The organism is Chitinophagaceae bacterium C216 (assembly GCA_028485475.2).
Classification (GTDB): domain Bacteria; phylum Bacteroidota; class Bacteroidia; order Chitinophagales; family Chitinophagaceae; genus Niabella; species Niabella composti.
In genome coordinates this window covers 398886-410741 of sequence record CP144143.1, presented here as the reverse complement: position 1 = coordinate 410741, position 11856 = coordinate 398886, and the positions used below count along the sequence as shown (strand labels likewise).

Here is an 11856-nt window from a genome sequence, read left to right as displayed (position 1 = left end):
ATGAAGGCCCTACATATTGCTTTAGTGATATTAATAATTACAACGGGTATTAAGGCTCAGGAGCCTGCGCAGGATGATACAACAAGGGTGCTGGAGGAGATTAAAATAAAAGCTGCTAAAAGAAATATACATGCAGATATAAAACAGTCCACATCTATTGATGAGTATCTGGCTGCTTCCGAGCAAGTAAGTTTTATTAAGCGAGGAGCTTACGCGTGGGAGCCCCTGTTGAACAATATGACAATAGAGCGGTCCTCCATTACTATAGATGGTATGCACATATTTGGAGCCTGTACCGATAAAATGGATCCTGTATCTACCTATTTGGAGAGTAATAATCTGTCATCGATTGATATTCGTTCAGGGCAGGAAGGAAATATGCATGGTGCTACAATAGGTGGTAACATTGATTTTAAAAGAAAAGTAACACCATTTGGTCTTTTGAAAAAGTGGAGCGGGATCTATCAAACGGGTGTAGAGTGGAATAATAAGCAGGTGTTTAATTTATTAAACTTATCCTATTCTGGAAAACGATTTGTGACGGATGGAAGCATAGCCTATCGGAAAGCCGGAAACTATTATGATGGAAATCAGGAGGAGGTTCAACATTCTCAGTACAGCAAGCTGAATGCTTCGGCCGGCCTGGCTTATAAAACATCGGAACTGTCTTCTATTAGACTGGATGCCATATTTGATGTAGCCAAAGATGTAGGTTATCCGGCACTTCCAATGGATTTATGGCTTTCTAGAGCAATCATTACTTCTGCCACTTACAAGCAGTTATTTGAGAAGGGTAGCATCAGATCTTGGAATACAAAGCTATACTTTAACGCAGTAGAGCATTATATGGATGATACGAAGCGTCCTGAAAACTTAGTACATATGGATATGCCGGGATGGAGTACAACTTATGGGATGGTTTCTAATCTTCAGCTGGAGCATAGAAAGCTAGTTTCGAATATACAGTTTAATGGATACAATAATCTATCGATTGCCGAGATGCGTATGTATCCTCAAGATAGAAGTAAGCGAACTATGTTTGCCTACAGCTGGCCTTGGGTAACGACGACATACGGAGGGGTCTCTGTAAATAATGTATGGATGCGGTCGGAGAATACGATGCTACGCTTTGGAGCTTCGTTAGGATATCATTACAATTATTCGCGTTATGTGGAGTTTAACAGAATCTTTTATCCACATGCTTCCCAAAAGAATAAGCGAATATTGACAGGTTTACATGTAGGATATGAAAAGAAGTTTAATGCTTTTGATTTCTCTTTAGGTGCTGGATACGGCCAACGGGCTCCTTCGGTTTCGGAAGGGTATGGCTATTACATCTACAATAGTTTTGACAGGTATGATTATGTAGGTAATCCTAATTTGAAAAATGAAATATCTTATGAAGTTAACGCCGGTGTAGGTTTTCAAAAGGAAGAATTACATCTTTCTATTAAGACAAATTATTTCCATATCCGCAATTATATAGTGGGCAAAGTATTGAGTATTGGCAGTCCTATGAATTATCAGTCCGTGGGGGTAAAGGCCTACTCTTCATTGAAGTATGCACGTATTTTCAATGCAACTGCACATCTGCGTTATGATATCTGGAAACATCTGCATTGGGAAAGCAGCATGACCTATGCACGTGCTACCGATAATACAGGTACCAATTTGCCATTTATAAGACCGCTTCATTATAATACTTCTCTGATGTGGATGCGTCACCATTTTCATATCAAAACAATGTTGCAGGGAGATTTTGCACATGTCAATTATAGTCCCGAGTATGGAGAGCGTAGTAAGCCTGCATATATGATCTGGAACATTGCCGCTGATTACGCTTTTGCATTACATGATATCAATGCTGTGATACAACTAGGAGTAGAAAATCTGCTAAATAAGCAGTATTCCACTTATGCTGATTGGGGGAATATTCCCAGAATGGGAAGAAATCTTTTTATGTCATTGAAACTTGCATTATAAGAGCAGAAAGATTGTTTAACGAACAAAATAATATTAGCCATGAAAAATTATAAAATGAAATTCTTGATAGCACTGCCATTGCTGCTGTTGTTAGCGTGTAGTAAAAAGGATGCGATTGTTGCTAATGATGTAAGGTTGCATTTTGTGAATACATTTAAAAATACTCCCATTGTTTTAGGAGATGCTAGCTCGGGGCTTGCTACAATCAACACATCCAAGGAAGGACAGCAGCATGGATTTACTGAAATTAAATATGTAGTAAGTAATATTCGATTAGTTAAAATCGATGGTACAGAAATACCTTATTATATTAATGATCTTGATAAAGGTGCAGCTGTTATCAATCATGCCAAACCCGAAACGAATGAGTTTGTTTTATATGATATTCCGTCCGGAACGTATAAACAACTGAAATTTGGGCTAGGTGTAAAAAGCGAGTTGAACACAATAGATCAGGTGAGATTCCCTAAGTTTTACGCAGCTGCCGGAGCCAACGATACCGAAATGATGTGGGAATGGGGTACCGGATATCGCTTTGCAAAGCTGGAAGGATTTTATGATGTCGATCATAAAAAGTTGTCTATTCACACTGGCAGCACTATTGAAGGAGAAGAAGGAGCTTATACACAAGGTGTAGATGCATACAGGGATATCGAGCTCGATTTGCCTGTTGCTGCGGTAGTAGGTAACGCCGCTCCAATAATTACTATAAAAGCTGATTTCGATAAACTTTTAAGTGGAAACATTCATACAATCAAGCTCAGCTCCGGAACCGGCATGGATGATAATGCTACTCCCAACAGGCATACATCTGTACAGATGATGCGATTTGTCGAAAACATGGGAGGAAACGGAACTACCGATAAAATGGGGATGTTTTCCGTGACTACTGTTGAACAATAAGCTATATCATGCTGTAGGCATCATGCCTGCAGCATTTTCTAATGTGTGAATAATATTTGCAGGATGAGGCAATTGCTTATAGTTTGTGGTGTGTTATTATGCCTTTGGTGTTGTTCCAAGAACAAACCTGATGCTGATGACGATAATCCCTATATCAAATTACCTATCCCGGATTATTTTCCTGACTTTAATACTTATGTTGTGGCTAATAGGCCTACAAAGTACGGTGTAATATTGGGCGAGCGTTTATTTAATGATAAGAGATTTAGCGTAGATAATTCGATATCCTGTGCCAGCTGCCATAAGCCTGAAAATGCTTTTGCCGACAATAATACTAAGGCAATAGGTGTGTATGGAAGAGTGGGATTACGCAATGTACCGCCTATTCAAAATATGGCCTTCATGAAGTTCTATAATTGGGATGGTAGTATTCTGCAATTGGAAAAGCAGCCACTTATACCTATTATCACAAAAGAAGAAATGAATTCGTCGATTGTGGAAGTTATCAATAAGATTCAGAATGATACGGATTATCAACATCTGTTTCGTAAAACATATGGAGATACTTCTGTAACGCCTGATCGAATATATAAAAGTATTGCACAATATCTATACACCCTGATTTCTGCAAATAGTAAATATGATAAAGTGATGCGTAATGAGGCTATGTTCACAGCGATTGAAGCGAGAGGATATCATGTATTTCAACAGAAGTGTGAAAGCTGTCATAGTACTGTGCTGTTTACCGATCAAAGTTTTAGAAATGTTGGTTTCCCCATAAATCCTAATGAGAATGAAACAGGCCGGGCTAGAGTGACAAAGGATATGAAGGATTTTATGAGTTTCAGAGTTCCCTCTTTGCGAAATGTAGAATATACGGCACCCTATGGAAGTTTTGGACAGTTCCCAACTTTAAGGAGCGTATTAGATTATTTTGATGGCGGCGTTCTGGACGCTGAAAATCTGGATCCCTTTTTAAAAAATAATAACAGGCGCATACCATTGACTGAGCAGGAAAAGGAAGAACTTATTGCTTTTTTGAAAACATTAAGCGATCCTGGATTTATCACTAAGACACAGTAACGTCGAGATACTTTTACATTCAATGATATATTGCAAGAAAAGATCCTTATTGAGCTGAGTTGCGAGTGATATAGTAATATTCTATATAGTTTTGATAAAATTGTACATGTGCGCGACCACCGGATTTAGTAAGTTTGTGAAGAATTGCTTGTAATTTGTCAGTATGGAAAATTTACCTCTTGTAGATCTTTTGGTGATTGCGGTTTATATGCTTGCTATGGTATATATAGGATATGTTTTTTCTAAAAGAAATAAGACAGAATCGCAGTTTACCAAGGCTTCAGGGAGGATTCCAGGTTGGGCAATAGGCCTTTCGTTATACGCTACATTTTTGAGCAGTAATACTTTCATCGGAGTTCCCGGAAAAGCATTTGGCTCTAACTGGAATGCTTTTGCTTTTAGTTTGTCTATGCCGATAGCAGCGCTTATTGCAGCAAAGTATTTTGTTCCTTTTTATCGTAATACAGGAGAGGTTTCGGCGTATACTAATCTCGAAAGAAGATTTGGTCCTTGGGCACGTACTTATGCCGTGATATGTTTTATTCTAACACAGATTGCGCGAATGGGCTCAATCTTTTTTGGTCTGTCGCTTACATTGCAAGCATTGACTGGATTTGATATTAAAACCATCATGCTGATTACCGGTATTTGTATTGTGTTATATACGGTAATGGGTGGTATTGAGGCGGTAATTTGGACAGAAGTCATACAAGCTATTTTGATCACAGTAGGCGCCTTATTGATTCTATATTTACCAATACAGCATATTGAAGGCGGTATTGGTAAGATTTTCGAAATCGGTATGACGGATAAAAAATTCAGTTTAGGCAGTTGGAAGTTTGATTTTACTACTTCTACATTTTGGGTGGTGTTGGTATATGGATTTTTTATCAATCTGAACAATTTTGGAATGGATCAGAACTACGTGCAACGATATCACACGGTTAGCACTTCTCGTGGAGCTGCAAAATCCATTTGGCTTTGTGTATGGATGTATATTCCAATATCATTATTGTTTTTTGTTATCGGCAGCTGTTTGTATGCGTATTATCAAACCAATCCCGCCTTGTTGGAACCGATAAAAATTCAAGCTGCTGCGGAGCGATTAGGTAATAATGCTGCTTCTGGTGAAATCGCAGCTTTGGCACAAACTTTAAAACCTGAGGATTATGGAGACAAGGTAATGCCGCATTTTATGGTAACTATGTTGCCTGGGGGAATATTGGGCCTGATTATTTCAGCTATACTTTCGGCTGGGATGAGTACCATTAGCTCGGGAATGAATGCTTCTGCTACTGTATTCTCAGAAGATATTTACAAAAGATATTTTAGAAGAAAAACCACTGATAAAGAAGGGCTTCGTTTATTACATATTGCCACTGTAGTATTTGGTTTGCTCGGTATGTTTGCAGGTGTGTTAATGATAGGCATTAAAAGTGTATTGGATATTTGGTGGCAACTCTCAGGCATTTTTGCCGGAGGTATGCTTGGATTGTTTTTATTAGGAATAGCATCCAAGCAAACGAATAATCAGGCGGCATTTATAGCAACACTTACTGGTATATTGGTTATTTTATGGATGACTTTTTCTTATTTGATTCCCGATCAATACGCTTTCCTGAGAAATCCGCTGCATGCTAATATGATTATTGTAGTAGGTACGTTGGTGATATTTTTGGTAGGGATCGTGATGGGGAATACTAAGAAAAGTTAGTGAGATGCTTCCCTAGTAATATATTACTTGTCACCAATCGTTTGATGTTTTCATTCTGTTTTTCCCACATACCAATTGATATATTTCAGAAAACTTAATGAATGTAGAAAGGTATTTCGTACATTCGATGTGATAAATTTAGAGACCTCTTACATATGGCTTGCTTATAGACCTATAAGCTAACGATGGCTGCTATTGCTATGAAGTATATCCTATTTTCAAAGATCAGGAAAACCCCGTCATTTTTAGTGCTTTGCCTATTCGCTGCAATGATTGCATCAGCACAAGGTACGGGTAATACCCTTTTTAGGCAACTTTCAGTAAACGATGGCTTATCGCATAGCGATGTAACTGCGATGGTACAAGATCATTCCGGTTTTCTTTGGTTCGGTACTCATAATGGATTAAATAAGTATGATGGCAAAACGGTACAAGTTTTTAAAAATATTCCCGGCGACACCAGCAGCCTTCCTAATAACCGCATTACCGTAATACTTCCCGATGGAGATGGTCACCTTTGGATAGGAACAGAGTGACAGGGTTTAAGTATTTATAATGAAAAATTTGAAAAGTTTACACGAGTATCACTTTTCGCAAGCAACAAATCTGCAGAAGTTGCATGGATTAGTGGTATATGCATTGATGACAAAGGAACAGTGTGGGTAGCTACCAAGCGAGGCGATTTATTCGCAATGGAGATTCGTAATGAAAAAGTGAAAATTAAGAGTCATATTTTGGTTCGTGCGGCAAATAATAAACCGCTTATTATTAATTCAATGATATATGGAGCTACACGTTACTTATGGTTAGCTACCAACAAAGGAATATATATTTACAACATATCTTCTAAATCCTTTTCCAAAGTTCCGGCGTCAAACAACGATATAAGTGTGGGAAAAATAATGCTAGATAATAACGGCATTTTATGGGCCGGACGAAAGGATGGCGTCTTTCGGCTGGAGGAGTGGAATCAAGCAGGACTTCTGCCTGTATTTAAGAAAGTGCAGCTGCCAGAAGCAATTACACAAGTTGAGTCGCTTTTCCAAGATCGAAGAGGTTCCATATGGGTGGGTACGCTCAAAAACGGTGTATTTCGCCTCACTATGCCTTTTTCCGCTTTAAATAATGGTCCTCAGTGGAAGGCAGAACATGTAATAAAACAGATTAATAATACAAGTTTCATCGGAAGTATTATTAATATTAAATGTTTTTTTGAAGATAAATATGGAGTACTTTGGATTGGTACAGCTGGAGGAGGGGCTATCTATACTAATCTAAAAACTCCTAAGAATGTATGGGATGCATCAGGAAAGAATGCAACCTACAAAGATAGACCAGATAAGAGTAAACCTTTCTTTGCAGTATTTAATACCGGAATTACCCACATGAGCAGAGTGGCTACCCGCACCACAGAAGGCCGTTCTTCTAGAAGTGCTCCTATGGATAAGGTTATTGTACCTCCTTATATACCTGATTTGCCTGAGGTGCGTGATGATATTTCTTGGAACATGGATGCCGTAAAACGCATGGATGCTTGGGTTGGACAGCAGCTTAAAGAACTTGAACAAAGCGGTGAAGCTGATAATACTATTATTTTCTTTTATGCCGATCATGGAGGAACCGTGCCGCGCGGTAAGGCTTACGTCTATGAGACTGGAACATTGGTGCCGTTCATCGTTTATTTTCCTCCGCGTTGGAAACATCTGGCCGGAACAACCATACCGTCGGTAAGTGATCGTCTCGTTTCATTTGTCGATTTAGCGCCTACTGTATTAAGTCTTTGTAACGTCTCCATTCCTGATTTTATGGTGGGGGCTCCTTTCTTAGGCAAAGCTGCCAATGATGCTCAAAACCTGCGTCAATATATTTTTACGTTTCGTGCTAATCAAGGCGATACTTATGCGCCATCGCGCGCTATAACCGACGGACGTTATAAACTCATCTGGAACTATCAGAGCGCATATCCCAATGGTACACGGCAAGATTATCAATGGCAGATGCCGGCCCAACAGGCATGGGATAAAGCTTTTATGGCAGGAACAATAAAAAACCCTTTGCATCTTAAATTTTGTGAACCTGTAGAAACTTTTGAATTATACGATATTCAGAAGGACTCTTTAGAAACAACAAACCTAGCTTCATTACCTGCATATAAGGATGCGCTGAATACTTTGAAAAAGGCATTACAGTCAATGTTGCGAGAGCAAAAGGATCTAGGATTTATTCCTCGAGAATATAGACGTGTGCTGCAAAAAGAGGGTGCTTTGTATGATGTTGTTAGAAAAGCTAAGATTGATGTATCAAAAGAGATCAGCGCAGCAGAAATTGCATCATTAAAAGACCCCAAGCAGCTAGCAACATTGCTACAATTTCTGAGTGATAAAGATCCGGTAGTGCAGTATTGGGGAGCAAGTGGTATTTGTGGATTGGCTAAGATAGGATTAATAAAAAATGTTCCTAAAGCTGCTACAAATGTATTGCAGGATACCTCTGTGATTCCTGAAGTGAAATGTATGCTTGCCGAAGCTATGGTTTATGCCGGAGATACCCAGCGTGGCCTTGATTATTTGCTTCAACAATTGAAGGACGGTTTTGGTCCAGCAGCAGCTTGTCTGCAAAATGTTGGCGTTAAAGCCACACCGTTGGTAAAAGAACTACAACAGTTACTGACTTTAAAATCGCAACCACCCAAACTGAAATTTTATATTCGATCAATATTGATTAATTGCGGTGTATTACCTTATGATCGTTTGTATGATGCAAATGAGAAAGTAGAATCTTAGCTATGCGACAATTGACTTGCAATATATATTGGAAACTTTTAGCAGTCTGTGCATTTTTATTGGTGATAACTCCGATAAATAAATGCCACGCACAACGCGCTGGAGGTTCCCATACCTTGAACTTTGATTTTGATTGGCGTTTTCATCTCGGAGATATAGCTGGGGCTTCAGAAATGTCTTATGATGATGCTTCATGGCGTCAGCTTGATTTACCGCATGATTGGAGCATCGAGCAGCCGTTCGACCTAGATAATCCTTCAGGATGGCGTGGGGGGTATCTACCCGGTGGTATAGGTTGGTATCGCAAAACCTTTGAATGGAAAAAGCAGAAGGACTCCCATGTAATGATTCAATTCGATGGCGTTTACATGAACAGCGAGGTATGGATAAATGGTCATTATCTTGGTAAACGTCCTTATGGATATATTAGCTTCGAGTATGATATTACGCCATATTTAAAAACAGGGAAGAATGTTATTGCTGTAAAAGCAGATAATAGCAGACTACCTAGCGGTAGATGGTATACCGGTTCCGGGATTTATCGTCATGTATGGTTGCGCGTCACAGGAGCGATTTATATTCCGCAGTGGGGCACTTATATTACTACTTCTAATGTTTCGCCTCAAAAAGCGGATGTTCATATTCAAACAGAAATACAGAACAAGTCTAATGTAGCACGCGTAATTAGATTGCAGACGGATATCTTCTCATCTGATAATAAAAAAGTGCTGACCCAATCTGAACGCGTAACTGTAGATACGGGATTAACCAATTGGCGCCAGAAAATGGTTTTACCTAATCCGCGCTACTGGTCGCCCGAAACACCTGAAATATATAAAGTAGTACACCGAATTATTTATTCCGATAATAAAGAAGAATCATATATATCCTACTTTGGTGTACGTACTATTGAAGTGAATGCTAAAGATGGGTTCGTATTAAATGGAAGAAGAATAAAGCTGAATGGTGTCTGTAATCACCATGATGCAGGTCCTGTAGGCGCAGCAGTTCCGGAAGATGTATTGTATCGACGTTTGAAGTTATTAAAAGCAATGGGTTGCAATGCTATCAGAACAACTCACAATCCCGCAGCACCTGAGCTTTACGCAATGTGTGATACGTTGGGCATAATGGTACTCGATGAAGCGTTTGACGGGTGGGATAAACCTAAAGCTCCGTATGATTATGGATTATATTTTAAAGAATGGTGGAAAAAAGATCTTACTGATTTTATCAAGCGCGATCGTAATCATCCTTCAATCATTATGTGGAGCATCGGCAACGAAGTGCCTAGATTCAATGTAGAACTGCAAAAGCACCTGGTTGAAGTAGTGAAAAGTTTAGATACTACGCGTCCTGTAACACAGGCCCGAAGCGGTGAGGGCCGGTATGTAGACGTTGTCGGCTTTAATGGCGAAGGAGAAATGCCCGGTGTACTAGAAACTTTTCACCAACAACATCCCGATAAACCCTTATTAGGAACCGAAATAACACATACCTTACAAACCCGTGGTGTTTACTATGCTCGTACATCCTATCGCACACGGGATTTCCCTGCCCCTTGGGAAGAAGGTGTAAAATGGGAAGATTTTAAGTCGAAAGTTTTTCCAATACCGGATTTATCTGAGAAGGAGGTATTTAAGAAGCAGTCGATTTTTTATCAATCTTCGTATGATAATGCAATTGTACGTATTGGAGTGAGAGATCAACATAATCGTACCGAGGCCTTTCCTTTTTTTATAGGTACCTTTAGATGGTCAGGTTTTGATTATTTGGGTGAAGCTGCTATTCAACCGGCACGTACTGCCAATTTTGGAATATTGGATTTATGTGGTTTTCCAAAGGATCATTATTACTTGTATCAAAGTTTATGGTCGTCTACTCCTATGGTGCATTTATTGCCTCATTGGACACATCCCGGAATGGAAGGCGTAACAATACCTGTAGTGGTGTATTCTAATGCACCCGAAGTGGAGCTATTATTGAATAAACGTTCTCTGGGAGAGCAAACAATGGACACGTCAAGACAATTGGTATGGATGGTGCCATATGAACCCGGCACTTTGGAGGCTGTTGCACGTAAGGATGGGAAAATAGTAGCTAAAACCAGTGTGACTACTGCAGGTGCTCCTGCAGCTATCCGACTTATTCCGGATAAACAACAAGTTGTTGCCGACAAACGTAGTGTTATTCATGTGGAAGTGCAAATTACCGATGCCCAAGGAATAATGGTTCCTGAAGCAAATAACCTGGTAAAGTTTAAGTTGAAAGGTCCCGGAAAAATAATAGGCGTTGAAAATGGCGATATCATCGACTTTTCCTCAATGAAAGCTGAAGAGCGGAAAGCATTTAAGGGGAAATGTTTGGTTATGATTCAGACTACTCTTGAGCCGGGTAATATAGAGCTTACTGCAACCTCAGATGGTTTGAAAAGTCAGACAATAACATTTTCTTCCCTTTCAAAAAGCAACAAAAAGTAAAATACTAATAATGCGGAAGTATCTGTTTTTGACTCTTTGTGTATTACAATTTCTGATAACAAATGCTCAGAATAACGTAAAGGAAGTTGTGTATAAGACTGTTGATACAACACAACTGATAATGAAATTATATTATCCTGATGATTTTAAGCCCGAACAAAAACGGTCGGCTATTATTTTCTTTTTTGGAGGAGGTTGGGTAGGCGGCACGATAGATCAGTTTAAGCATCAAGCACTTTATTTAGCCTCCCGAGGCATGATAGCTATAACTGCCGATTATAGGGTGAGAAGCCGTCATCATACAACCCCTTTTGAATGCGTTAAAGACGGTAGGTCGGCTATTCGTTATTTAAGAAAGCATGCGGCAGAATTGGGTATAGATCCTGACCGCATAGTTGCCGCCGGTGGATCTGCCGGAGGACATGTAGCGGCAGCTACTGATCTTATAGAAATTGATGAAGCTACTGACGATATAAGCATTAGCGCGCGTCCTAATGCATTGGTACTATTTAACCCCGTATTTAATAATGGTCCGGATAATTATGGTTACAAGATATTTGGAGACGACTATGTGCGCATTTCTCCTTACCATAATATCAAGAAGGGAGCCGCCCCTACCATTGTTTTTTTAGGAACTAAGGATAAACATATCCCTGTAAAAACAGCAGAAGACTATCAGAAAAAAATGCGTGCAATAGGGAATAGGTGTGATTTATTCTTATATGCGGATCAACCCCATGGTTTTTTTAATTACAGAGAAAAGGGAAATAAATACTATGAGGAGACGCTTATGGTAACTACACGATTCCTTATAGAACTGGGATTTCTTCCCGCCAACAAATGATAACAGTGGTAAAGGAATAATTTGTGAGAAAGAAATAATAAACTCTGTAAAGCAACTTCTTACCAT

At 39.3% G+C, this 11856-nt stretch carries 8 protein-coding genes; all 8 read left to right on the top strand.

Annotated features, from left to right (window positions below; genetic code table 11):
* The 8 genes from PIECOFPK_RS01680 to PIECOFPK_RS01645 all read left to right on the top strand — a co-directional run bounded on the left by PIECOFPK_RS01680 (position 1) and on the right by PIECOFPK_RS01645 (position 11790).
* Entirely contained in the window at positions 1-1983 is a 1983-nt protein-coding gene (locus tag PIECOFPK_RS01680; RefSeq protein ID WP_330974616.1) for a TonB-dependent receptor domain-containing protein, read from the top strand.
* A gap of 39 nt (positions 1984-2022) precedes the next feature.
* Positions 2023-2886: an MbnP family protein gene (locus PIECOFPK_RS01675; RefSeq protein ID WP_330974615.1), complete on the top strand. Its 864-nt coding sequence runs from the start codon at positions 2023-2025 to the stop codon at positions 2884-2886.
* Between the two features lie 63 nt (positions 2887-2949).
* Positions 2950-3969 carry a cytochrome-c peroxidase gene (locus PIECOFPK_RS01670; RefSeq protein ID WP_409966361.1) on the top strand — a complete coding sequence of 340 codons (1020 nt, stop codon included), beginning with the start codon at positions 2950-2952 and terminating at the stop codon, positions 3967-3969.
* Positions 3970-4132: 163 nt separating this feature from the next.
* Positions 4133-5683, top strand: a complete 1551-nt coding sequence (locus tag PIECOFPK_RS01665) for a sodium:solute symporter (protein WP_409966360.1) — start codon at positions 4133-4135, stop codon at positions 5681-5683.
* A 269-nt stretch (positions 5684-5952) separates the two neighbouring features.
* Positions 5953-6219 (top strand): two-component regulator propeller domain-containing protein, encoded by a 267-nt coding sequence (locus tag PIECOFPK_RS01660; protein WP_330974612.1) that lies wholly within the window; start codon positions 5953-5955, stop codon positions 6217-6219.
* A gap of 156 nt (positions 6220-6375) precedes the next feature.
* Positions 6376-8466: a sulfatase-like hydrolase/transferase gene (locus PIECOFPK_RS01655; protein ID WP_409966359.1), complete on the top strand. Its 2091-nt coding sequence runs from the start codon at positions 6376-6378 to the stop codon at positions 8464-8466.
* A 116-nt stretch (positions 8467-8582) separates the two neighbouring features.
* Positions 8583-10946 (top strand): glycoside hydrolase family 2 TIM barrel-domain containing protein, encoded by a 2364-nt coding sequence (locus PIECOFPK_RS01650; RefSeq protein ID WP_409966358.1) that lies wholly within the window; start codon positions 8583-8585, stop codon positions 10944-10946.
* Positions 10947-11067: 121 nt separating this feature from the next.
* Complete coding sequence (locus PIECOFPK_RS01645; protein ID WP_330974609.1) at positions 11068-11790, top strand: alpha/beta hydrolase; 723 nt, start codon at positions 11068-11070, stop codon at positions 11788-11790.
* Positions 11791-11856: the final 66 nt, after the last annotated feature.